Below are 24,184 nucleotides of genomic sequence, written 5' to 3' on the forward strand. Positions count from 1 at the left end.
ACCTTCAGGACTTGCCGTCCGGTCCTTGCGCGAGGTTGGCCACGGTGATGTGCGGATCACCCACATCCGCATCGCTCGACCAGCCGGCTAGCCGTTCTACGTCGTGTGGGTGGTGAGGATGGGGTCGAGGTCGATGGCGCCCTCCACCACGGCGCGGGCCAGTGGGGTGAGGGGGCGGTTGTTCGCTCGTGCGTAGGCGCGTAGGGCGGTGAAGGCATCGTCCATGGACAGGCCGCCGCGTTGGGCGAGCACCCCGCGGGCTTGTTCGATCACGACACGGCTGGTGAGGGCGGTCTGTAACTGGCCGGTGAGCTGGTCGCGTTGTTCGATCGTGCGGTGTTGCAGGATGCCGATGGTGGTGATGTCCGCCAGAGCCTGGCCCAGATCGATCTGGGCCCGCTCCATCACGCTCGGTGCGGTGTTGAGCAGGCTCAGCGCACCGATCGTCTGGTCGCGCAGGCGCAGCGGCAGGGCCTGTGCCGACCGGAAGCCGCATTCGTGGGCCGCGGCGGCGAACCGCGGCCACGGTTGGGGGCCGGTGGTCAGGTCGTGTCCGGCGACCGGGTGGCCGGTGCGGACGCAGTCGATGCACGGCCCGCTCCCGGCCTGCAGCGCGAACAGCTCCAGCAACTGCGTGCGCTGCGAGGAGGCAGCCACGACGTGCAGCACGCCGTTGGGGTCGACCAGGACGACCCCGGCCGCGGCCACGTCCAGCAGGTCGACGCACCGCTCGGTGAGCATGTCCAGGAATTCCGCGATGTCGAAATCGGCGACCAGCGTGTCGGCCAACGCGACGAACGCGCGCGCCACCCGCTGTTCCCGGCTGCGTGAGGACTCGCTGCGCGTCTGCGGTGTCGGCTGCATGCCCTCAGATACCCGGTTTTGGTGTCACTACCACCGCCGGGTATCGGCCTGGGAGGAATGGGTGAGTACCTCGGCCGTGCCCAGCGCGCCCGTGGCGACATCGCGGGCGACATCGGAGAGCCGGAGGTGATGGGTGCGGGCGTGATCACGCAGGCGCGTGTAGGCCTGGTGCATGTCCAGGCCCCCGGCCTCGGCCAACACGCCCTTGGCCTGCTCGACGACCGTGCGGTGGTGCAGGGCGGCCTGCAACTGCTCGAAGACGATCTCCTCGCGGTGCACGGCGCGTTGCTGCAGGATGCCGATGGTGGCGATGTCGGCCAGCGCCTGCCCCAACGCGATGCTGGCGCCGTCAACGGCCACCGGCTCGGTATGCAGCAGCGTCAACGCCCCGATGACCTCATCCCGCAGCCGCATCGGCACCGCGGCTGCCGCGTGGAAGCCCGCGCTCATCGCGGCGGGCGCGAACAGCGGCCACCGACCCTTGTCGGCGGTCAGGTCAGCGCTGGTGACCACGACACCGGTCCGCACGCAGTCCAGGCACGGACCTTGCCGGGTCTGGATTGCGAACACCTCCACCAACTCGGCGTGCTCGGAGGACCCGGCCGCGGGCCACCACCCGCCGCGCTGGTCCGACAGGATCACCCCGGCGGCGTCGACCTCCAACAGCTCCACCGCCCGCTCGGCGAGCAGGCCGAGGAAGTCGAGCACGTCGAAGTCCGCGACCAGGGTGTCGGCCAACGACACGAACACGTCGGCCAACCGCTGGTCCCGTCCGGTGCTCATCGTGACGACCTTTCCTCAACACGCGTCATGGCCGATCCTCCTCCTGCGTGAAGCGCAGTGTGCGCGTGACGACTTGTCGGGCGACCTCGGCCAGCGGCAGGTCGTGGGTGAAGGCGTGCCCGCGCAACCGCATCAGCGCCGCCTCGGTGCTCGTCCCGAGCTGCACCTGCACCATGCCGGTGGCCTGGTGCACCTCGACGTGGGAATCGAGCAGCCAGCTCAGGTCCGCGGTGCCGTGCCCGTCGAGTTCGTCGGCGATGCCTTGGGTGGCCATGTCGGTGAGGATCAGCGCGTCGCTCACCTCGCTGCGCGACAGCGGACCGGGCACATCGCGATAGAGGTCCAACGACCCCAGCCGCACCACCCCGATCTGCAGCGGGAACGAGAACACCGCCGCCGCGCCGAGCGCCAGCGCGCCGGGGGTGAACGCGGGCCACCGCGCGCCCTCGGCGGCCAGGTCGGCCACCAGCACCGGACCGCCCGAGGCGAACGTGTCCAGGCACGGTCCTTCACCCACGGTGAGCTGCAGGTCCTCCAGCCCGGCGCTGGTCGGGTTCGTCGCGTGGACCAGGCCCCGAGTCGGGTGGCCGGTATCGTCGGAGCCGTTGCGAAGGTGGCTGAGCACGGTGGCCCCGGCGCCGGTGACCGACAACTCCTTCACGCACCGCGCGCACACCAGGGCGACGGTGAAGTCCGAGCCGCCGTCGCGATCCGCGATCAGCAGCTCCTGAAGCCGAGCACGCCGGTCCTGCTCCACGACACCCTCCGCACTCGACCCGCTATCGCCAGGTCAACCCTAGCTGGCTCGCGGCTGGCCAGCGGCAACTGCGCAGGTCCACAGGGGCAGGTCCACAGGGGACGGGTGATCGTCCTCGACGGTGCCCCAGCCGGTGTGCCCGCTCGCGTCAGGCACTTGCGATCCACGCATTTCAGTGGGTGAGACATCGAGACCTGGTGTGCGCCTCCGGCAGTCATGTCCATCGTGCGGGCAGTTCTTCGTACGGGAGGCAGTCGAGTTGGGTGCGAGGCGGATGACCGCGGCGGCCAGGCCGGGGAGGCCGCGGGCGGGCACCGTGACCTGCGAGGGGTGCGTCGGAGTGAGCTGGGGACGGCCGCTTGGATACGGCCGTCCCCAGGCGTCTTGCGGAGGGGTTCCCCCCGGGGTTCAGCGGTTCGCCACCGCGCCGCCAGAAGCTGGCGGGACGTGCTCGAACCGCACCCGGCTCAGCCATCCGGGGAGGTCGCTGAGCACGTACAGCTCGCCGCGCGCGTCGGTGCCGATCGCGGTCGGCTGGGTGGGGAAGTTGCCGATCGTGGCGGACTCGTAGCCGCCCTCGGAGTTGGGGCGCACCGCGAACACGCGGGTCGAGCAGTAGTCGCTCGCGACGTAGGTCCCCCACGCCTGCGGGGTGCGGAACCCTCGGTACACCACGCCGCCGGTCACCGAGCAGTTGTCGTTGTAGTGGTCGTACTCGAAGACCGGGTCGGTGTAGCGCCCGCCCGGCGTGCACTGCTGCGGGTCGAACACCGGGGTGCCCTCGCGGCAGGACCAGCCGAGGTTCGCCCCGCCCTGCCACGGGCGGATGTGGTTGATCTCCTCGACCAAGCCTTGGCCGACGTCACCGATCCACAGCGAGCCGTCGACCGGGTCGACGGAGAACTTCCACGGGTTGCGCAGCCCGTAGAGCCAGATCTCCGGCTTCGCGCCCGGCACGCGGGCGAACGGGTTGTTGTAGGGCACGCAGTAGGGCTTCGGCCCGCAGGTGCGGTTGACGTCGATCCGCACGATCTTGCCGAGCAGGGTGCCGAGGTCCTGACCGGCCTTGAACGGGTCGTTCGCGTGGCCGCCGTCGCCGAGGGACCAGTAGAGGTAGCCGTCGCGGCCGAACGCCACCTGCCCGCCGTTGTGGTTGCCGTACTCGGCGTGCTCCTGGGTGAGCAGCACCTGCACCCGCTCAGGAGCGCCGATGGGCACTCGCGCCAGGGTCAGCTCGCCCGCGGGCAGGCTCGTGTAGGCCACGTAGAGGATTCCGGTCCTCGCGAAGTTCGGCGCGGGCGTGATGCCGAGGAGGCCGCGCTCCCACTCCTCCGCGTCGATCCGGGCGCTCAGGTCGAGCACCGGCTCGGCCGCCAAACCGGTGTCGGGGTGGTAGGCGCGGACGGTGCCGCCCTTCTCCGCGATCAGCATTCGGCCGTCCGGCAGCCCGGTGATCGCGACCGGGCGCCGCAGACCGGACGCCACCTGTTCGGACACCACGGTCAGCTCAGTGAGCGGCGCCGCGCGGGTGTGGGGTGTGCCCGCGGCGGCGCCCGCCGCCGACACCGAGGGCAACAGGAGCGCGGACAGGGCCAGAACGATCAGTGCAGCCGGGCGACAACGCCGTCGCGACATGTTTCAGCTCCTCGAGCAGAGTGGAGGATGCGACCTGGGAGCGCTCCCAATCGTACATCGACTTCTCGGCAACATCCAGTTCTCCGTCTTGCCGTCTTCCGGCCACACGATGCTCGTGGTTGCCATCGACGTGCTGGCGACACCGTCCCCGACACCGGGCGCACAGGTCGCCTTATTCGCTGCGGACCCGGACCCGCCGACTGGCTACCCTCCCCTGAGTTGGGTTGAGATCGGTGTCGAGGGGATTCGTGATGGAGATGGCCGATGTGTTCGACTACGACGCGGAATTGCGTCTGCACAACGGACTCTTCCGTGCCGCTGCCCGCGTCGGCTCTCGTGACCATGTGCTCGACATCGGTTGTGGCACAGGGCTGACCACGCGCGAGGCGGCCCGCGCTGCCGTCGATGGAAGCGCGGTAGGCGTCGACATCTCCGCGCCGATGCTCGAACGGGCTCGCAGGCTCAGCGACGACGCGGGACTGGCCAACATCACCTACCAGCAGGCGGACGCCCAGGTCCACCGCTTCCCGCCGACGCGTTTCGACCTCTGCGTCAGCAGATTCGGAACGATGTTCTTCGCCGACCCGGTCGCCGCGTTCACCAATATCGGGCGCGCTCTGCGCCCCGCGGCGCGCCTGGTGCTGCTGGTGTGGCAAGAGCGCGACCGCAATGAGTGGGCCACCGCGATCCGCCAAGCCCTCACCGCCGCGCCGGCCCCGCCCCGCGGCCCGGACGCGTTCTCCCTCGCCGATCCGGCCGTCACGGAAGGCATCCTGACGGCGGCGGGCTTCACGGAAGTCGGCTTCACCGACGTGCACGAGCCCGTCTACTACGGCCCGGACAGCGTCACCGCCTACGACAACGTGCTCCGCCTGCTGAAATTCCAGGACTTGCTCGCCGACCTCGATGCCACGGCGGCCGAGCAAGCCCGCACACGGCTACGTGCCACCCTCGACGCCCACAACACCGACAGCGGCGTGTACTTCGACTCGCGCGCCTGGCTCGTCACAGCCCGCCGCCACTGACCACCGCCACGCGAGGCGGGGATCGCCAACCGTGGCTGGAGCGTCGGTCATATCGGTGCTGTGGAGTTGCGTTCGACCAGGGAGACGTCGAGGGTTATTGAGGTGGTGGGGCGTTTTCTGTGTTGCACGGAGCGGAGGAGGAGGTCGACCGCGGTGGCGGCCTTCGCGGTGATGTCTTGGGCGACGGTGGTCAGTTTTGGGGTCACGTAAGCGCTGAGGTCGAGGTTGTCGAAGCCTACGACGGAGATGTGGGTGGGGACTGGGTGTCCGGCGGTGGCGAGGCCCTCCATCAGGCCGATGGCGAGGATGTCGGCGGTGGCGAACACGGCGGTCGCGGTGGGGTGGTCGGCGAGCAGGCGGGCGCCTAGGGCGACGCCGTCGGCGTGGGTGGTGTTGACCGTCTCGATGAGACTGTCGTTCCAGGACAGTCCGGCGGCGGTGAAGGCGGCGGTGAAGCCGCGGAAGCGCTCGTGGACGACGCCGACGTCGGTGAAGCTGGGGCCCGCGAAGAGGATTTCGCGGTGGCCCAAGGCCAGGAGGTGTTCGACGGCGAGGCGGGCGCCGGTGAAGTCGTCGGAGCGCACGCCGGTGGTGAGCGGGTTGAGGGAGTAGCTGTCGATCGTGAGCACCGGGACCTTGCCGAGGGCGGCGGGGGTGAGCCGGTCGATCTCCTCGTCGACGAAACCGAGCAGGATCGCGCCGTCGAGGCTCCACGAGCGCAGGGCCTCGGTGATCTCGGCCTGGGCGGCGATGCCGCGCAGCATCAGGTGGTAGCCGCGTTTGCGCAGCTCGCGCTCGACCTGGCCGAGGATGGCGGTGTTGTGCGGGCTCAGCGTGAGGATGTCCTCGTCGGCGGCGGGCACCAGCAGGCCGACCAGGCGTGAGGTGCGGGCGGCCAGGCTCCGGGCGGACGCGCTGGGAACGTAGCCGCGTTCGGCGACGATGCGCCGCACGCGCGCGATCGTCTCCGCGGACACCCGCGCGTGGTTGCCGTTCACCACGTTGGAGACGGTCATCATGCTGACGCCCGCCGCCTCCGCGATGTCCTTCAGCGTCACCCGCATCTGGTGGACCCCTCTCCCTCAGCGAGCACAGCGTAGCCGCGGCGACCGTTGACACCCCGTGGCCCACGGGCTAACGTCCTGCTCCACTGGTGGAGCGCTAAACCTCATCCTATCAGCGACGATCGACCGCATGGTCGGCCGTTCGAACCCAGTCGAGGGGACGGAACGTGAGCACGGGGCAGTGGTGGCGGAACGCGGTGATCTACCAGGTCTACCCGCGCAGCTTCGCCGACGCCGACGGCGACGGCACCGGCGACCTGGCGGGCGTGCGCTCCCGCCTCTCGTACCTGCGGGACCTCGGGGTGGACGCCATCTGGTTCACCCCCTGGTACCGCTCGCCGCTGGCCGACGGCGGCTACGACGTGGCCGACTACCGCGCGATCGACCCGGCGTTCGGCACCCTGGCCGACGCCGAGGCGCTCATCGCCGCGGCGGCCGAGCTGGGCATCCGCACGATCATCGACGTGGTGCCCAACCACGTCTCCAGCGACCACGCGTGGTTCACGGCGGCGCTGGCCGCGGGGCCGGGCTCGCCGGAGCGGGCGCGGTTCTGGTTCCACGACGGGCGCGGCCCCGGGGGCGAGCTGCCCCCGACGAACTGGCGCTCCAGCTTCGGGGGCGGCACCTGGACCAGGGTGGCCGACGGCCAGTGGTACCTGCACCTGTTCGCCCCGGAGCAGCCGGACCTCAACTGGAACAACCCGGACGTCCGCGCCGAGCACGAGGACATCCTGCGGTTCTGGTTCGACCGGGGCGTGGCGGGCATCAGGGTCGACTCGGCCAGCATGCCGGTCAAGGACCCGGCGCTGCCCGAGGTCCCGGAGACCCACGCCGAGGGCGAGCACCCGTTCATCGACCGCGACGAGCTGCACGACATCTACCGGGGCTGGCGCGCCGTCGCCGACTCCTACCCCGAGCCCAGGGTGCTCGTCGGGGAGATCTGGCTGGAGGACCGGCACCGCTTCGCCCGCTACCTGCGCCCCGACGAGATGCACTCGGCGTTCAACTTCGACTTCATGACCCGCCCGTGGGAGGCCAAGGCGCTGCGCGAGTCCATCAGCGCCACGCTGGAGGCGCACGCCCCGGTGGGCGCGCCCGCGACCTGGGTGCTGTCCAATCACGACATCACCCGCCCGGTCACGCGCTACGGCCGGGCGGACAGCTCGTTCGACTTCCTCGGCAAGCGCTTCGGCGTGCCGACGGACCTCGAGCTGGGCACCCGCCGGGCGAGGGCGGCCGCGCTGCTCACCGCGGCGCTGCCCGGCGCGCTGTACGTCTACCAAGGCGACGAGCTGGGCCTTCCCGAGGTGGAGGACCTGCCGCTGGATGTGCTGCAGGACCCCATGCACGCCCGCTCCGGCGGCACCGACCCGGGCCGCGACGGCTGCCGGGTCCCCCTGCCCTGGACGACCGGCGGGCCCTCGTTCGGTTTCGGCCCGGACGACGGCCCGGACAACGGCCCGGACAACGACACAGGCGACGGCCCGGACGACGGCACCGCCCCGACGTGGCTGCCGCAGCCCGCTCAATGGGGGCAGCGCTCGGTCGAGGCGCAGGAGCACGACCCAGGGTCCGTGCTGTCGCTGTACCGGGCCGCGCTGCGCCTGCGCCGGGCGGAGCCCGCGCTGCGCGGGGACGCGTTCACCTGGCTCGACAGCGCCGACAACGTCATCGCCTTCCGCCGAGGGGGCATCGCCTGCGTGGTGAACCTCGGCGCCGACCCCATCGCCTTGCCCGAACACCGCGGGGTGCTGCTCGCCAGCGCGGTGCTCGACAGCGCGGACCTGCCCACCGACGCCGCCGTCTGGCTGCGTGTCTGACCGAGAGTTCGTTGGAGCGACAATGAAGTCTGCCAAGCACAACCCGACGGCCGCGGTGCTCGCGGTCGGTGTCGTCCTCGCCGCGTCGGCCTGCGGCTCCGGTGGCGCCACGGGCGCCGACACCGTGGCGACCGACGGCAAGGTCGTGGTCGATGTCGCCATCGACGCGGGCCTGGAGCAGGCCGCGATCGACGCCTTCAACCAGCGGGTCACCCAGTTCGAGGCGGCGAACCCCGACGTCGACGTGCGGCCCCAGGAGTACACCTGGACGGCGGCGACGTTCACCGCCCAGCTGGCGGGCGGCACGATCCCCGACGTGTTCACCGTGCCGTTCACCGACGGCCGCGGCCTCATCGAGAACGGCCAGATCGCCGACATCAGCTCCCGGGTCGCGGCGCTGCCCTACGCAGGCTCGTTCAACCCCAACGTCGCCAAGGCGGGCCAGTCCGCCGACGGCGCGCAGTGGGCGGTCCCGATCGCCGCGTACGGCCAGGCCCTGCACTACAACCGCGCGCTGTTCACCAAGGCCGGGCTCGATCCCGACAAGCCGCCGACGACGTGGCCCGAGATCCGCGCCGCCGCGAAGCGGATCAGCGAGCGGACCGGGCAGGCGGGCTACGCCCAGATGACCGCCGACAACACCGGCGGCTGGATACTGACCACATTGGACTACGCCTTCGGCGGCCGCACCGAGGTGATCGGCGGCGAGAAGGCCGAGGCCACCGTCGACACCCCGGAGATGGCCCAGGTGCTCGAACTCCTGCGCGCGATGCGCTGGGAGGACAACAGCATGGGCGCGAACTTCCTGTACGACTGGGGGACCATCAACCAGGACTTCGCCGCGGGCCGCGTCGGCATGTACGTCTCCGGTGGCGGCAACTACGACAACCTGGTCACCCAGAACGCCCTCGACCCGGCCGACTACGGCGTCACCGTGCTCCCGCTGGCCGACAAGCCCACCGCTGGCGTGCTCGGCGGTGGCACGCTGGCCGTGGTCAGCCCGAAGGCGGGGGACAAGACCAAGGACGCCGCGGTCCAGTGGATCGACTTCTACTACATGGGCAAGCTGACCGACCGCGACGCCGCCGTGCTGCAGGCGAAGACCCAGTCCGAGGCTAAGCAGCCGGTGGGCTCGCCCCAGCTGCCCGTGCTGGACAAGGCGACCTACGACGCCGCCCGCGGCTGGGTCGCCGAGTACGTCAACGTCCCGCTCGGCCAGTTCACCCCCTACACCGACGCCATGTTCGACCAGCAGCTGGTCACCGAGCCCGTCAAGTCCACACAGGACGTCTACGGCCTGCTCGACACCCTGGTGCAGACCGTGCTGACCGAGCGCGGCGCCGACATCCCCGCCCTGCTGGCCGCCGCGGACGCCAAGGCCCAGGCCCTGCTCGACCGGGGCTGACGTGGTCACCCACGCGCCCGCCACCGACCTGGGCGGACCGGCGGAGCTCCCGCCGCCGGTCCGCCCGCGCCGCCGGAGCCCGCTCACCTGGGCGCGCGGGGGCGGGTTGAGCACCCTGCTGTTCCTGCTCCCGCTGCTGGTGGTGTTCGGCCTGTTCTCCTGGGGCCCGATCGTCCAGTCGCTCGTGATGAGCTTCCAGAAGACCAACCTGGTCAGCGACGCCACGTTCGTCGGGCTGGACAACTTCCGCTATGTGCTCTCGGACCCGCTGCTGTGGACGGCGGTGGGCAACACGCTCTGGTTCGCGCTGCTGGCTTTGCTGTTCGGGTACCCGATCCCACTGGTGGCGGCCGTGCTGATGAGCGAGGTCCGCAAGGGCAGGGGCGTGTTCAGCGCGCTGGCCTACCTGCCGGTCGTGGTGCCGCCCGTGGCGGCCGTGCTGCTGTGGAAGTTCTTCTACGACGCCAGCCCTGACGGCGTCTTCAACACCATCCTCGGCGCGGTCGGGATCGGCCCGCTGCAATGGCTGCAGGACTCCGACACCGCGATGCCCGCGCTGGTGCTGGAGGCCACCTGGGCGGCGGCGGGCGGCACCATCATCATCTACCTGGCCGCCCTCGCCGCGGTGCCCGCCGAGCTGTACGAGGCCGCCGAGATCGACGGCGCCGGGATCTGGCGCAAGATCTGGCACATCACCCTGCCCCGGCTGCGCGGCGTGCTGCTGGTGACCTTCATCCTGCAGATCATCGGGACCGCGCAGGTGTTCCTGGAGCCGTTCCTGTTCACCGGGGGCGGCCCGGCGAACTCCACGATGACCATTCTGCTGCTGATCTACGACTACGCCTTCGCCAACAGCCTGGGCGGGGACTACGGCGCGGCCACCGCGCTGAGCATCCTGCTGGCGCTCACGCTCGCCCTGTTCTCCGCGATCTACCTGCGCCTGACCCGGTCCTGGAGCTCCACGTGAACCGCGGCCTGATCTCGCCATCGGAGTGGGGAACCGCCGCGATCCGGCGCGTGGCGGGCACCCTGCAGGCGCTGCTGCTGGGAGCGCTGCTGCTCGTCGGCCTCGGTCCCATGCTGTGGCTGGCGAAAGCGGCCGTGACCCCGACGCAGGACACCCTGCGCCAGCCGCTCGCGGTGTTCCCCAACGGCATCGACCTGGAGAACCTCGTCACCGCGTGGACCCGGGTCGAGATCGACAAGCACTTCGTCAACACCGTGGCGCTGGCGGCGGGTTCGTGGCTGGTGCAGCTGGTGGTCGCGACCACGGCGGGCTACGCCCTCGCGGTACTGCGGCCCCGCTACGGCGCGGTGGTCAACGCGGCCGTGCTGGCGACGCTGTTCGTGCCCTCGATCGTGCTGCTCGTCCCGCTCTACCTGACGGTCGTGCGGGCCTCGATGATCAACACCTTCTGGGCGGTGTGGCTGCCGTCCGGGGCCAGCGCGTTCACCGTCCTGCTCGTCCAGCGGTTCTTCGCCAACCTCCCCAAGGAGCTGTTCGAGGCCGCCCGCGTCGACGGCGCCGGACCGCTGCGGATCTTCTGGTCGGTGGTGCTGCCGCTCTCGCGCCCCATCATCGGCGTCGTCTCCGTGTTCGCCGTCGTCGCCAGCTGGAAGGACTTCCTCTGGCCCCTGCTCGTGCTGCCCGACCCCGCGCTGCAGCCCCTGTCGGTGCGCCTACCGGCGCTGCAGCGCTACGTGGAACTGGACGTGTTCCTCGCCGCGCTGGCCATCTCGACGGTCATCCCCGTCGCGCTCTTCCTCGTTTTCCAACGCCTGTTCCTGCGCAACGGCGCCCTCGAAGGCGCCATCAAGGGCTGAACCCTGTCTCCGGTTGAACCCTGCCCCCCGTTGAACCCTGTCTCCCGCTGAACCCTGTCCCCGAGGAGTCAACAACGATGTTGAGTCGAGTCCCCACCAGAGCCAAGGCCGCGGCGCTCGCGGTCGCCGTCGTCGCGAGCGGCCTCGCGGTCACCTCCTGGGTGTCCGCGGCCCCCAGCACCTACGAGGCCGAGTCCGCCGCCCTCAGCGGCGGCGCCCGATCCGAAAGCGACCATCCCGGGTACAGCGGGTCCGGTTACGTCGGCGGGTTCGTCGACGCGAACAGGGGTGGCGCCAGCGTCACCTTCGCCGTCGGCGGCGCGAGCGCGGGCGGCAACGAGGTCGCCGTGCGCTACGCCAACGGCACCGGCTCCACCCGGACCGTGTCGCTGGTCGTCAACGGCACGACCCGCCAGATCTCCCTGCCCGCCACGGCGAACTGGGGCACCTGGGCCACCGCGCGCCACACCGTCACCCTGGCGGGAGGGGCCAACACGATCGCGGTGAGGTACGGAACGGCCGACAACGGCAACGTCAACCTCGACAACATCGCTGTCGCGCCGGTCCCGGCGGGCGCAGGCGAGGCCGAGGCCGCGCAGCTGTCCGGCGGCGCCCGCGTCGAGAGCGAGCACGCGGGCCACACCGGGTCGGGGTACGTCGGCGGGTTCGTCGACGCCAACCGGGGCAGCGCGGCGGTCACCTTCGCGGTGTCGTCGGCGGCGGCCAGGACGGCCGGGGCCACCATCCGCTACGCGAACGGCACCGGGTCCGCGCGCACGATGTCGCTGATCGTCAACGGCACGACCCGGCAGGTCAGCCTGCCCGCCACCACGGGCTGGGCATCGTGGGGCACCGTCACCGAGCAGGTCGCGCTCAACGCGGGCGCGAACACCGTCGCGCTCAAGTACGGCCCGGCCGACTCCGGCAACGTCAACGTCGACAACCTCGCCGTCGCCCCGGGCAGCCCAACGACGACAACAACAACCACCACTCCCCCGCCGGACCCCTCCGGCGCCACCGTCGAGCTGGAGACCGCGTTCCTGGCGGGCGGGGCGGGCAGCGCCACCGACGCCGGTGTCGGCTACGCCACGGGCCTCACCCAGGGCGCGCGGGTGATCCGCACGGTGAACCGGCCGACGGCGGGCCAGGCCGCGGTGACCCTGCGGTACCGCAACAACACCGGCGGTTCCCGGACGCTGTCCGCCTACGCCAACGGGTTGCGGCACGAGCGGATCACCCTCCCCGCGGGCGACTGGCGCACCCTCAGCCACACCCTGCCGCTGCGCAGCGGGGTCAACCTGGTCGGCTACCAGGTCGACAGCGGCGACACCGGCGGGGTGCACCTCGACAGCGTGACCGTCGCCGGGAGCGTCGCGCTGGACGCGCGCGGCGCCACCCTCCCGTACTCGACCCACGAGGCCGAGACCGCCACGACCACCGGGACCGTGCTCGCCGCGGGCCGCACCTATACCACTGTCCAGGCCGAGGCCTCCGGCCGCCGTGCCGTGCAGCTGAGCGGCACCGGCCGCCACGTCCAGATCACCCTCACCAAGCCCGCGAACGCCGTCACCGTCCGGGCGAGCATCCCCGACAGCGCCGACGGCACCGGCACGAGCGCGCCGCTGGCCGTGTACGCCGACGGCACGAAGGTCCGCGACCTGACGCTGACCTCCAAGTACAGCTGGATGTACGGCCCGTACCCGTTCACCGCGGCCCCCGGCGGGGAACGCCCGCACCGCTACTTCGACGACTCCCGGGCGCTGCTCCCGCGGACCTACCCGGCGGGCACGGTGCTGCGCTTCGCCAAGGACACCGCGGCCACCGCGCACATCACCGTGGACCTGATCGAGACCGAACTCGTGGACGCGCCCTACGGCGCCCCCGCGGGGTACGTGAACGTCAACGCCCACGGCGCGGTCGCCAACGACGGCGGCGACGACACCAACGCCATCCGCGCCGCGATCTCCGCGGCCCAGGGCGGGCCGGTGAAGGGCGTGTGGCTGCCCGCGGGCAACTACAACATCAACGGTCTGGTCAACGTCGCCGGCGTGGACGTGCGCGGCGCGGGCATGTGGCACACCGTCCTCCACGGCGCCAACCGCCGCGGCGGATTCATGGTGCAGGGCAGCAACACCCAGCTCGGCGACTTCACCTTCGACGGCGACGTCACCACCCGCGACCCGGACTCGGCGCCGAACTCCGACGCCGCGTTCGAGGGCGACTTCGGCACCGGCTCGCTGCTGCGCCACCTCGCGTCCAACCACGCCAAGGTCGGCCTCTGGGTGGGCGGCTCCACCAACGGCCTCTACGCCGTCGGCCTGCGGCTGCGCAACACCATGGCCGACGGGGTCAACGTCAACGGCACCGCCGCCAACGTCCGCGTCGAGCAGAGCACCCTGCGCAACACCGGCGACGACGCGCTCGCGATGTGGTCGTGGAACGGCGCGGGGTGGCACGTCCGCGACACCGTGTTCGCCTTCAACACCGTCAGCCTGCCCATCCTGGCCAACGGCGCGGCCATCTACGGCGGCACCGACAACCGCGTCGAGGACAACCTGATCACCGACACGGTCTTCCAGGGCTCCGGCGTCACGGTGTCCAGCTGGCACGACGCCAGGCCGTTCGGCGGCACCACCCTGGTGCGGCGCAACACCCTGACCAGGGCGGGCACGCACAGCCTCGACTGGGGCAGCGACATCGGCGCACTGTGGATCTACGCCCCGAGCGCGCCCATCAACGCCCCCGTCGTCCTGCGCGACATGGACGTCATCGACAGCACCCACCAGGGCCTGCTGCTGAGCTGGCAGCAGACGGTCAGCGACCTCACGCTGGACAGGGTGTCGTTCAACGGGACCGGGACCATCGGCATGGAGTTCAACACCCCGGGCAGGGGAACGTTCAGCCACGTGACGGTGCAGGGCAACAGGGGCCCGGCGCTGGTCAACAACTCCGGGTTCGTGATCCAGCGAGGACCGGGCAACATCGGGTTCTGACCGGATGTGGCTCCGGGGCAGCGCCGCCCCGGAGCCACATCCCCCTGGCTAAAGGCAGATGTCCTCGTTCGCGTCGCCGGTCGTGATCTCGATGAGAATCGCGCTCCAGGCGGCGACGGGGCTGACGTTGAGAAGGATCACGTGGTCGCCCGAGCGCCAGCGGTCACGACCGAGGCTGGTGCGCAGGTTCAACAGGGCATCGGCCGGGCCGAGGTGCCCGTAGTGGCGCAAATTGTCGGCGCAAACGCTGTCGATGGTCGCGCCGAGGGTTTCCTGGTAGAAGCGGAGCGCGGCAAGGGAAAGGTTCTGGCAGAGGTAGCCCGCGACGTCCGACTGGCGCAGACCGTTGCGATCCAGCAGACGCCGGTTCACCGCCCGCAGCCGGTCGCGCGTGCGCAGGGCGAGCTGAAAGCTGTACGCGTCGATGTCGGCGCATTCTTCGCGCCAGTGCTCGACCGGCACGCCCCGGTATTCCACCCGGAACAGCTCCGCGTAGTCGCCGTCGCTCTCCAGCACCACGTCGATGATCCGGACGGGCCCGTGGCTGGACAGGACCACCGCGAAACCGCAGTCGCCCTGGACGGTGACCGGGTGCCGGTATCGCCTGGCGGTGGGGGGCTTGCTGCCGTGCGCCACCAGCACCGTGGCGAGCTCGGGGTCGGCGCGGAGCAGTCCACGGGCGGTCAGCAGCGCGGGCGCGATCGACGCGCAGCCCAGACCGCCCACGGAGAACGTCAGCGCGCGGTTGGCTCCCAGCGCGGCTTGCACCGCCGTGGCCTCGGACGCCAGCAGGGTGTCCGGCACTCGCGGTTCGATCAGGATGAGGGCGTCCACATCGGACGCTGTCCGTCCGGCTTCGGCCAGTGCCTGACGCGCGGCGCGGATGGCGAGGGTGCGGCTGTTCGCGTCGTCGTCGACACATACGCGATCGATGCCCAGCCCCGCGCAGATCTCCCTCTCCTGCGCCGACATCCCGGGGAGTTCGGGGAGTTCGGCCACCGCGACGCCGGTCTCGGGCAGGCACCAGCCGGTGGCCTCGATCGCTACGGACCGCACGTCGGGTCCTCGGCCAGTTCCGCGAACGCCCGTGCCACGTCATCGGCCAGCGTGTCGATGTCGGCTCGCGTGGACCGGCCGTCGTACATGATCGACAGGGAGAGGCGGTCGCCGTGAAGGGCGGAGATCAGCACCAGGGAGAAGCAGTCGGTGATCGAGCGCCGCGCCCGGGGGTAGAGGTCGGGGCGAACGGTGAACGAGGTGATGCCCGTGTCCAGTCCGGTGCCGTCGCTGCCCTGGTGACCGAGCATGATCCTGGGTTCTGGCAGGGACCGCAGGTCGGCGACCGCCCGCGAGGCCGGGCTCAGGTGCCGCAGGATGCCGTAGCCGACACCGTCGTGGGGCACGGCGCGCAGGGTGTCGGTGATGGCGGGCAGGCAGTCGGCGGTGCCGCGGTTCGGATCGGCGGGCAGGACCAGCGGGTGCAGGCTGGTGTACCAGCCAACGGTGGCGCTCGGCCCGTGCGGGCGGTAGGGGTTCGGCGTCGCGGCGCCCTCCACCATGACGGCGATCCGCGATGTGTTCCGCCAGCGGGCCACTCCGCACGCCAGCGCGCAGATCGCCGCTTCCTCGCCTGCCGCCGTGCCCACGGCGAGGACCGCCGGGACCCGGTCGAGGACGATCTCCCGGTGCGCTGAACCGCCCTCACCGGAGCTGGCCGGTTCGCTGAAGGGTGCTGTGGCGCCTGCTTGCAGGGTGGCGGTCCAGTAGGGCAGTTCGGCCGCCAGCGTGTCGGACAAGGCCATGGCCCGCAGGTGCTCGGCCCAGCGCCGCCACACCGGGGGGCGCTCGGGGACCGCCCGCGCGGCGGAGGGCTGCCCCACCGCGGCGTCCAAGTCGTCGAAGAGCACCACCGCGGACACGCTGTCGAAGACGAAGTGGTGCAGGACCAGGAGGATGAGCGGAGTGCGGTCCGCGCCGCGGTCGTAGAACCGGGCGCGCAGCACCGGGCCGGTTTCCAGGTCGATGGCCGAGCCCAGCTCGTCGCAGTCGTGCTCGATGGCGGTGCGCTCCTGCTGGGGGGTCAGGGCGGTGAGGGTCCTGACGTCGACCAGGTCGGCCTCCTCCCGGGAAACGCAGTCGACGTATGAGCCGAGGACATTGCGGCGCAGCCGGTAGCGCAGGGGCTCGTGGAGTTCGACGACGGTGCGCAACGCGGCCCGCACCGTGTCGGGGCTCAGCCGCGAGGTGGCCTCCAGGACGTGTGCCTCGACGAAACCGGAGGCCCCGCCGGGCATCGCGTCGAGGAACATGCGCATGATCGGGGTCAGCGGCACGGGGGCGACCGGCGCCGGGTTGGCGTGCGGGATGACCGGCGCCGAGGCCGCGGCCAGCTCCCCCAGCGTGCGGTGCCGCAGCAGGTCTTGAGGACTGAACTGGACACCCGCCTTCGCCGCGCGCACGCCGAGGCGGATACCGAGCAGGGAGTCGCCGCCGAGCTCGAAGAAGTTGTCCCGCGCGCTGACGTGGTCGAGGTCGAGCAGCTCGGCGCAGAGGCTGGTGACGACCTGTTCGCTCGCGCTTCGGGGCCCGGTGGGGCGGCCCGGTCGGCCGGGCGGGATGCCGGTGCTCTGCCGGGCGCGTTTGCGGTCCAGTTTGCCGTTGGCGGTGGTGGGCAGGCTCTCGGTGATCAGGACGTGGTCGGGCACCATGTACGCCGGGAGCGCGGCGGCGGCCCAGGCGATCACAGCGGTGCTGTCCGGGGCGGGCCCGCGAGGCACGACGTGAGCGACCAGGCGGCTGCCGCCTGCGGCCGTGGGGGCGCCGACCACCAGGGCTTCCCGGATCGCGGGATGGCTCCTGAGCGCTTGCTCCACCTCGGCGGGTTCCACTCGGTAGCCGCGGATCTCCAGCTGGTCGTCGGCGCGCCCGTGGAATTCGAGGGCGCCGCCGGGCAGGCGCCGCCCGATGTCGCCGGTCCGGTACATCCGCGCTCCCGGCTCTCCGGTGAACGGGTCGGCCAGGAACCGGGTGGCGGTCAGGCCGGGCAGGCCGTGGTACCCGCGGCCGACCACGGCTCCGCCGATGTGGATCTCGCCCAGGTCGCCTTCGGGAACCGGATTGTTGTCACGGTCGAGCAGATAAACGACGGTGTCGCTGATGGGCACCCCGATGTCCGGCAGCCCCGCGCCGAGCATGACGGCACCGGGCGTGGCGGAATCGGGCGTGACGGAATCGGGCGGCGGAGTCGTCGGTAAGGCGGTACCGGCGAGGGCGGTCCCCCGCTGGGGCGCCACCTCCCCCGCGGTCGCCACGATCGTGCATTCGGTGGGGCCGTACATGTTGAGCAGCCGGAAGGGCAACCACGGCGCGGGACGGGTGCGCAGCTGGTCGCCCCCGGTGCTGAGCACCCGCAGCCGCAACCCGGGCGGCGGCTCGACCTCGGAGAGCAGCACTTCGGCCAGCGGGGTCGGCAGGAAGGCCGCCGTGGTGCCGTTTCCGGCCATCCAGTCCAGCAGGGAGCCGGGGTCGCGCAGCGCCGCGTCGGCGAGCTGCAGGGTGGCCCCGGGGTCCAGGGTGGCGAAGACTTCCATGATGGTGGTGTCGAAGCTGGGCCAGGCACCCTGCAGTACCCGGTCCTCATTGGTCAGCGCCATCTCCTCGCGGTACCACTGGATCACGCCGTCGAGCTGACCGTGTTCGACGGCGCAGCCGTGGGGACGCCCGCTCGATCCGGACGTGTAGCACACGTAGGCCAGCCCGCGCGCGGCGGCGGTGGAGGCCGGGTTCTCGTCGTCGGACCCGGTGGCGCCCGCGTCGACGACGAAAAGCTCGGCGTCGGCAGGCGCGGCGCCGGCAGGCAGGGTGGCGGCAGGCAGGGTGGCGGCAGGCAGGGTGGCGGCAGGCAGGGTGGCGGCAGGCAGGGTGGCGGCAGGCATGGCGCTGGCCACCGCGGCGTCGACGCCGCGGCCGAGCACGATGTGGCGAGCGCCGATGTCGGTCAGGATGGCGTCGACGCGGGGGCGCGGCGAGGCCGGGTCGACGGGGACGAAAGCGCCGCCCGCCTTGGCCACCGCCAGCCAGCCGACAACCAGGTCGACATCGCGGCGAGCCAGGACGGGCACGGGGGTCTCCTCGGACACGCCCGCCGCGATGAGCCGCCGGGCGAGCCGGTTGGCCATCCGGTTGAGCTGCCGGTAGGTGTGGCTGCCGTGCTCGTCGACGACCGCGGGGTGGTCAGGGCGGGCGGCGGCGTGCTGTTGCACCCGGTGCCAGAACGGGACCGGCTCCGCGATGCCGTGCGCCCGCGCCGGTTCCCGGTCGGGGCGCCGCAGGCCGAGCGGCCGTCGCGGATCGGTCATCACCTCCTCGATCAGCGCGGTGAACCGGTCCGCGAGCCGGGTCGCGGTGCTCCTGTCGAACAGCGCCACGGCGTATTCGACGTAGCCGGGCATGGCGCCGTGCCCTTCTTCGATGACGCCGAGGGTCAGGTCGAACTTCGCCGTTCCCGGGGCGATGCCGGACAGGTGACCACCGGACTGGCGGTCCACGCCGATCCCGGCCAGCTCGGCGAGCTGGGCGGGGGCGTTCTGGTGGGTGTAGGCGACGTCGAAGACGGGGTGGCGGGCCGGGTCGCGCCTGCCGCCGAGCGCGGAGACGACCTTCTCGAACGGGATGTCGTGGTCGAGCACGCCGGTGGCGGTGCGGGCGCAGTGCGCGACGAGGTCCTCGAACGACAGGTCGCCGGTGACCTCGGTGCGGAACGGGAGCGCGTTGTTGAAGTAGCCGATGAGCCCCTGCGTGTCGGGGTGGTCGCGCCCGGAGGTCGCCACGCCGATCGCCATGTCCGTCCAGCCCGCCCAGCGGTGCAGCAGCGCCGTCAGCGCGGCCAGCATGGTGACGAACGAGGTCGTGCCGTGGCGCCTGCCGAAGTCGCGGACCCGTTCGGCCAACACGGCGGGCACGGTGAACTCGACGACGTCCCCGGCGAACCCGCGCACCGGTGGCCGGGGGCGGTCCAGCGGCAGTTCGGGTTGCCGGAACCCGGCGAGCCGGTGCCGCCAGTAGTCCAGTCCCGGTGCGGAGGCGGTGGACCAGCGCTCGCGCTGCCAGGCCGCGTAGTCGGCGTACTGGATGGGCAGTGCGGCCAGCGCGTGCGGGCGGCCGTCGCGCCGCGCCGCGTACAGCTCGGCCAGTTCGGGGAAGAAGACCGAGGGCGACCAGCCGTCGAAGACGATGTGGTGCCAGGTGAGCAGCAGCACGTGGTCGTCGGGGGCGAGGGTGAGCAGCTGGGTGCGCCACAGTGGACCCGAGGCGAGGTCGAAGGGGCGGGTCGCGGCCCGCCTGATGAGGTCGTCGACGCGGCGGGTCCGCTCGGCCTCGGGAAGGGCGCTGAGATCAGTGACCGGCAGGCGGGGTGGCGGGACCGAGGTGAGGGCGAGGGGTTCACCGTCGCGGTGGGGCAGGCGGCTGCGCAGCACTTCGTGCCGTTCGGCGAGGTCCTGCAACGCGGCGGTGAGCGCGGCCGTGTCCAGCGCTCCGGTGAGGCGCAGGTCGACGGGGATGTTGTAGAGCGGGCTGTGCGGGTTGAGCTGGTCGAGGTACCACAGCTGTTCCTGGCCGAAGGACAGCGGCAGGGCGCCTTCCCGGGGCACCGGGGCGATGGGCGTGCGAGCCTGACTGCGCTGCCCCGAGAGCATGAGGTGGTGGACGCGCCCGGCCAGTCGCCCCATCGTCGGGTGGTCGTAGAGGTCGGTGAAACCCAGTTCGACGCCGAATTCCCGTTCGATGCCGCGCAGCACGGTGATGCCCATGATCGACGTGCCGCCCAGCGCGAAGTAGTCGGAGTCGCGGCGCACCTCTGGCACCTTCAGCGCCCGCGACCACAGTGCGGCGAGCCTGCGCTCGATGTCGTCGGGGCCGGAGCGCGCCGGGGCGGACGCGGTCGTCCCGGCGCCGGTCGTGGGTTCGGTGGCGCTGGCGGTCGTGGCCGGGCGGCACCAGCAGCGCACCGGCTCGAACGGGTAGGTCGGCGCCGGGATGCGAGGCAGGGCGGTGTCCGCGTGGTGGCGCGCCCAGTCGATGGTGACGCCCAGGGTGTAGAGCAGGCCGAGCCTGCTCAGCAGGAACTGCCGCCCCTCACCGTCGGCGACGGACACGATGGGCAGGTCGGTCAGGGGACGAACCTCTTGGGACAACTGCTCGCCGGGGCCCAGTTCGACCAGCACCGCACCGTCGCGGTCGAAGCTGTCGACGGCGGCGCGCAGGCGGGCGGGGTCGATGCCGTGGCCGGTCCCCGCACGCGGGCCCTCGGCCGGAGACGGCAGTCCCCGCACGACCCGGATCGCCTGGTTCCCAGTCCCGCAGCCCATGAACCGGCCGGTGGGCAGCCCGAGCGAGGCGAGCAGTTCGTACAGCGCGTGCTGGCGGGTGACCTCGGCCACCGCGGTGGACGGCGGCATCGGGCCGCTCGCGCCGGAGAACAGCATGACCACGGGCCTGGACGCCCGCACCGGCTGGTCGGGCACGGCCGCCGAGGCCAGCGCGTCGGCCAGTTCCGCGGTGCTGCCCGGCACGAACGCCAGCCGGTAGCGGTGATCGTCGCGGCCGAGGTTCATCACCTGCGCCACCGTCGCGAGGGAATGGTGGGTTTTCCGCAGGAAATCGGCCCAGCGCAGGCAGTACCGCCGGAGCGCGGCCGGTGTCTTCGCCGACAGCGTGACCAGTTGGTGCTGGACAGGCTGGTCTTGGGCAGGCTGGTCCTGGACATCGCAGGCGTGGCCGATGTCCGGCGGGGTGGGCGGCGCCTGCTCGACGATGACGTGCACGTTGGTCCCGGTCAGCCCGAAAGAGCTGAGCCCGGCTCGGCGCGGTGAGCCGTCCTCAGTGGACCACGGGGTGGTCCGGGACGGCACGGTGAGCAGGTCGCCGAGGTCCAGTTGCGGGTTCGGCGCGGTGAAGTGCGCCGTGGGGTAGTGCACGCCCTCACGCACGCTGAGCACGACCTTGAGCAGTCCCGCCATGCCTGCCGCGGCGTCGAGGTGGCCGATGTTGCCCTTGACCGAGCCGATGGCGCACGGCGGGCGCGCGGGACCGGGACCGGAGTCGGACAGCGCGTGGCGGAGTCCTTCGACCTCCACCGCGTCCCCCAGGGGTGTGGCCGAGCCGTGGCACTCGACGTACCCGAGCGCGCCGGGCTCGGTGCCCGCGTCGCGGCAGGCGTCGATGATGGCCGCCGCTTGGGCGCGCGCACTGGGCGCGGCCATGCTGACCGCGCGGTGCCCGTTGTGGTTGAGGGCCGCCCCGGTGATCACCGCGTGCACGGTGTCGCGGTCCGCCACGGCGTCGGCGAGCCGTTTGAGCACCACCACCGCACCGCCCTCACCGCCGACGGTGCCGTTGGCGCGGGCGTCGAACGGGCGGCAGGTGCCGTCGGGTGAGTCGATGCCGAGCAGGGGTTGGTGCCCGGTGCGCGGGGGCAGCACCGGGCAGACGCTGACGCCGCCCGCGAGCGCCATGCCGACGGCGCCGCCGCGCAACTGCTGCACCGCCATCGACACCGCGGCCAGGCTGCTGCTGCACGCGGTGTCCACCACGAGAGCGGGCCCCCGCAGGTCGAAGACGTAGGAGAGCCGGGCGGCCGAGGCGGACGGCAGTGAGCCGAGGATCTGCTGGGGGTCGAACTCGGTGTACAGCGTCTGGTAGGCCGTCTGGTGCGTGCCCAGGAAGACTCCGGTGCCCGACCCGCGCAGGGCGCCTGCCGCGAGCCCGGCGTCCTCGAACGCCTCGTGCGCCAGCTGCAGCAGCATCCGCTGGTGGGGGTCCATGAGCTCGGCTTCCCGCAGCGAGATGCCGAAGAAGTCGTGGTCGAACAGGTCGATCCGGTCCAGGTAGCCCATCGGCAGGTAGGCGGCGCCCGCGTCGTGGCCCGTCTGGCACACCCGTTGCCCACCCGGGGCCCGGATCATGTCGCGCCCGGTGTCGAGGTCGTGCCGGAACCGCTCCAGGGTGTCCGCGCCGGGGAACCGGCAGGCGATGCCCACGATCGCCACGGGGTCGGCGTGCGCGCTCATCACGTCCTCACAGCTCGATGTCCTCGTGACCGGTGCGGCCGGGCAGCCGGGGCGGTCGCAGCAGGCGGGCCATCGCGGCGATGGTGGGGTGCTCGAAGAGCCGCGCGACGGTGATCTTGACGCCGCACAGGTGCTCCAGGCGCCAGCTCAGTTCCACCATCCTGAGCGAGGACCCACCCACGTCGAAGAAGTTCTCGTGGACGCCCGCGATCCGGCCGTCGAGCACCGCCGCCCACTGCGCCTGCACGGACTGCTCGGCGTCCGTGCGCGGCTGCGCCCACCGACTCGGGGGCACGTCGGCGGCCGGGAGACCGGCGAGGGCCGTGCGGTCGATCTTCCCGCTGAGCGTCTTCGGCATGGCGGGCAGCCGGGTGATGCGGGACGGCACCATCGCCGGGGGCAGCCGCTCGCGCAGCCATGCCAGCAGTGCCACGAGGTCGATGTCCGCTCCCGTGGTGGTGGTGACGCAGGCCGTGACGGCGGGGTCCCCGTCGGCGCCGCCGTCGCACACGACGCCCGCCTCGGCGACCTGGGCGTGCCGGGCGAGCGTCAGTTCGATCTCGTCGAGCTCCACCCGCGTGCCCCGCACCTTCACCTGGCGGTCGGCGCGGCCGTGGAAGCGCAGGACCCCGCCTGCGGACCGGCTCACCATGTCCCCGGTGCGGTACATGCGGGTCCCCGGTGGCCCGAAGGGATCGGCGACGAACCGCGAGGCGGTCGGGCCGGGCGCACCGAGGTAGCCGAGCGCGAGGCCGTCGCCTGCCAGGTACAGCTCGCCGACGCGGTCCGGCGGCACCGGGCGGAGGTACTGGTCAAGAACGTGGGCGCGGACGTTGTGCACGGGGCGGCCGATCGGCGGTGGGGCCGAACCGTCGTGCCGCCACCAGGTCGCGTACACCGACGCCTCGGTGGGGCCGTAGACGTTGACCGGGGCGAAGGGCAGTCCGTCGGGGAGCGCGGCGAGCTTGTCGCCGCCGATCAGGAGATGGCGGAGGTGGCGCGCCCCGGACAGCGCGCCGCTGTTCAGCAGGCGTTGGGCGGTCACCGTCGGCAGGAAGCACGTGTGCAGCTCCTCCCTGGTGATCCACCGGCTCAGCGAGCGGAAGTCGCCGCGCAGGCCCGCGTCGGCGATGCACAGGCAACCCCCCAGGCACAGCGTCGACCACACCTCCCAGAGCGAGGCGTCGAAGGCCAGGGCGGTGATCTGCCCGCAGCGCTCGCCCTCGACGGGGCCGAAGGTCCGCTCGTGCCACCAGACCAGGTTGACCAGGTTGCGGTGGGTGAGCACCACGCCCTTGGGTGCTCCGGTGGAGCCGGAGGTGTAGACGCAGCACAGCGGGTCGTGCGGCCGCGGCGCTTGCCGGACGGCGGGGGCCGAGCCGATGGGAACTGGGCTGATGGGAACTGGGACGGCGGGCAGCACGCTGATGTCGCGCAGCGGCACCCCACCGGTGTCGGGGCGGTGATCGGGGTCGGTGACCAGAACGAGTTCCGGGCGGCAGTCGCGCAGGATCACGCGCAGGCGTTCCGGCGGGACATCGGGTTCCAGGCTGATCGAGCAGACACCGAGACGCGCCATCGCGAGCAGGGCCACGGTGGCGCGCGGCCCCGGCCTGCTGATCACGCACACCCGGTCGCCGCGCCGCACTCCGACGGCGGTGAGGTACCCGGCGACGCGCTCGGCTCGTTCGTCCAGCTCGCGGTAGGTCAGGTTCTCCGAGAGCGACCGCACGGCCTGCGCGCTGCCGTGCCTGCGCACGCGCTCGGCGAACAGTTCCGGCAGAGTGCGTCCGGCCGGGTAGGACCGGGTGGTGTCGTCGTGAACCATGACCTGTCCGATGTGTCCGGAGCCGCTCGGCTGATCTTCCTCAGCACGCGAATTCCCCTCAACCGCTCCCCCAGGAAAAGACACGAAACTCATGATTCGCAGTCGACCTGAACCCTG

General features: G+C 71.8%; 14 protein-coding genes. 6 read left to right on the forward strand and 8 right to left on the reverse strand.

What is annotated here, in order from left to right:
• Positions 1-96: 96 nt before the first annotated feature.
• The 4 genes from ACTG9Q_RS22490 to ACTG9Q_RS22505 all read right to left on the reverse strand — a co-directional run bounded on the left by ACTG9Q_RS22490 (position 97) and on the right by ACTG9Q_RS22505 (position 4,039).
• Positions 97-810 (reverse strand): GAF and ANTAR domain-containing protein, encoded by a 714-nt coding sequence (locus ACTG9Q_RS22490; RefSeq protein WP_455574829.1) that lies wholly within the window; start codon positions 808-810, stop codon positions 97-99.
• Positions 811-891: 81 nt separating this feature from the next.
• Complete coding sequence (locus tag ACTG9Q_RS22495; protein ID WP_455574830.1) at positions 892-1,647, reverse strand: GAF and ANTAR domain-containing protein; 756 nt, start codon at positions 1,645-1,647, stop codon at positions 892-894.
• Positions 1,648-1,672: 25 nt separating this feature from the next.
• Positions 1,673-2,404, reverse strand: coding sequence for a GAF and ANTAR domain-containing protein (locus ACTG9Q_RS22500; RefSeq protein WP_455574831.1), 732 nt, complete (start codon positions 2,402-2,404; stop codon positions 1,673-1,675).
• A gap of 408 nt (positions 2,405-2,812) precedes the next feature.
• Entirely contained in the window at positions 2,813-4,039 is a 1,227-nt protein-coding gene (locus ACTG9Q_RS22505; protein WP_455574832.1) for a PQQ-dependent sugar dehydrogenase, read from the reverse strand.
• Between the two features lie 251 nt (positions 4,040-4,290).
• Between ACTG9Q_RS22505 and ACTG9Q_RS22510 the strand changes: the two genes are divergently transcribed.
• On the forward strand, positions 4,291-5,064 hold the full coding sequence (locus ACTG9Q_RS22510) for a class I SAM-dependent methyltransferase (RefSeq protein ID WP_455574833.1): 774 nt from the start codon (positions 4,291-4,293) through the stop codon (positions 5,062-5,064).
• A gap of 47 nt (positions 5,065-5,111) precedes the next feature.
• Here the strand turns inward: ACTG9Q_RS22510 and ACTG9Q_RS22515 are convergent, their stop codons facing one another.
• On the reverse strand, positions 5,112-6,128 hold the full coding sequence (locus tag ACTG9Q_RS22515) for a LacI family DNA-binding transcriptional regulator (protein ID WP_455574834.1): 1,017 nt from the start codon (positions 6,126-6,128) through the stop codon (positions 5,112-5,114).
• Positions 6,129-6,295: 167 nt separating this feature from the next.
• On the opposite strand from ACTG9Q_RS22515, the gene ACTG9Q_RS22520 reads away from it, so the two are divergent.
• The 5 genes from ACTG9Q_RS22520 (at position 6,296) to ACTG9Q_RS22540 (ending at position 14,170) form a co-directional block, all read left to right on the forward strand.
• Positions 6,296-7,948 (forward strand): glycoside hydrolase family 13 protein, encoded by a 1,653-nt coding sequence (locus tag ACTG9Q_RS22520; RefSeq protein ID WP_455574835.1) that lies wholly within the window; start codon positions 6,296-6,298, stop codon positions 7,946-7,948.
• Between the two features lie 22 nt (positions 7,949-7,970).
• The gene (locus ACTG9Q_RS22525; RefSeq protein ID WP_455574836.1) at positions 7,971-9,353 is read left to right on the forward strand and encodes an ABC transporter substrate-binding protein; all 1,383 of its coding nucleotides are present in this window, start codon (positions 7,971-7,973) and stop codon (positions 9,351-9,353) included.
• A 1-nt stretch (position 9,354) separates the two neighbouring features.
• Positions 9,355-10,320, forward strand: a complete 966-nt coding sequence (locus tag ACTG9Q_RS22530) for a carbohydrate ABC transporter permease (protein WP_455574837.1) — start codon at positions 9,355-9,357, stop codon at positions 10,318-10,320.
• A complete protein-coding gene (locus ACTG9Q_RS22535) occupies positions 10,317-11,177 on the forward strand; it encodes a carbohydrate ABC transporter permease (protein ID WP_455574838.1) in 861 nt (286 codons plus the stop codon). Before ACTG9Q_RS22530 ends, ACTG9Q_RS22535 begins: the two co-directional genes overlap by 4 nt.
• 77 nt (positions 11,178-11,254) lie before the next feature.
• On the forward strand, positions 11,255-14,170 hold the full coding sequence (locus ACTG9Q_RS22540) for a carbohydrate-binding protein (protein WP_455574839.1): 2,916 nt from the start codon (positions 11,255-11,257) through the stop codon (positions 14,168-14,170).
• Between the two features lie 48 nt (positions 14,171-14,218).
• Here the strand turns inward: ACTG9Q_RS22540 and ACTG9Q_RS22545 are convergent, their stop codons facing one another.
• From ACTG9Q_RS22545 to ACTG9Q_RS22555, 3 genes are read right to left on the reverse strand one after another with little or no spacing between them, the layout of a single operon-like run.
• Complete coding sequence (locus ACTG9Q_RS22545) at positions 14,219-15,169, reverse strand: 3-oxoacyl-[acyl-carrier-protein] synthase III C-terminal domain-containing protein (RefSeq protein WP_455574840.1); 951 nt, start codon at positions 15,167-15,169, stop codon at positions 14,219-14,221.
• 44 nt (positions 15,170-15,213) lie between these two features.
• Positions 15,214-22,239, reverse strand: coding sequence for a condensation domain-containing protein (locus ACTG9Q_RS22550; RefSeq protein WP_455574841.1), 7,026 nt, complete (start codon positions 22,237-22,239; stop codon positions 15,214-15,216).
• 7 nt (positions 22,240-22,246) lie between these two features.
• A complete protein-coding gene (locus ACTG9Q_RS22555; protein WP_455574842.1) occupies positions 22,247-24,067 on the reverse strand; it encodes a non-ribosomal peptide synthetase in 1,821 nt (606 codons plus the stop codon).
• Positions 24,068-24,184 lie beyond the last annotated feature (117 nt).

It is taken from the genome of Actinokineospora lacus (assembly GCF_053813445.1).

Bases quoted from the DNA above. Each gene is read 5' to 3' on its own strand.
- ACTG9Q_RS22495 (WP_455574830.1), bottom strand. From the start codon at position 1,647: ATGAGCACCGGACGGGACCAGCGGTTGGCCGACGTGTTCGTGTCGTTG.
- ACTG9Q_RS22505 (WP_455574832.1), bottom strand. From the start codon at position 4,039: ATGTCGCGACGGCGTTGTCGCCCGGCTGCACTGATCGTTCTGGCCCTG.
- ACTG9Q_RS22510 (WP_455574833.1), top strand. From the start codon at position 4,291: ATGGAGATGGCCGATGTGTTCGACTACGACGCGGAATTGCGTCTGCAC.
- ACTG9Q_RS22515 (WP_455574834.1), bottom strand. From the start codon at position 6,128: ATGCGGGTGACGCTGAAGGACATCGCGGAGGCGGCGGGCGTCAGCATG.
- ACTG9Q_RS22525 (WP_455574836.1), top strand. From the start codon at position 7,971: ATGAAGTCTGCCAAGCACAACCCGACGGCCGCGGTGCTCGCGGTCGGT.
- ACTG9Q_RS22540 (WP_455574839.1), top strand. From the start codon at position 11,255: ATGTTGAGTCGAGTCCCCACCAGAGCCAAGGCCGCGGCGCTCGCGGTC.
- ACTG9Q_RS22550 (WP_455574841.1), bottom strand. From the start codon at position 22,239: ATGAGCGCGCACGCCGACCCCGTGGCGATCGTGGGCATCGCCTGCCGG.
- ACTG9Q_RS22555 (WP_455574842.1), bottom strand. From the start codon at position 24,067: ATGGTTCACGACGACACCACCCGGTCCTACCCGGCCGGACGCACTCTG.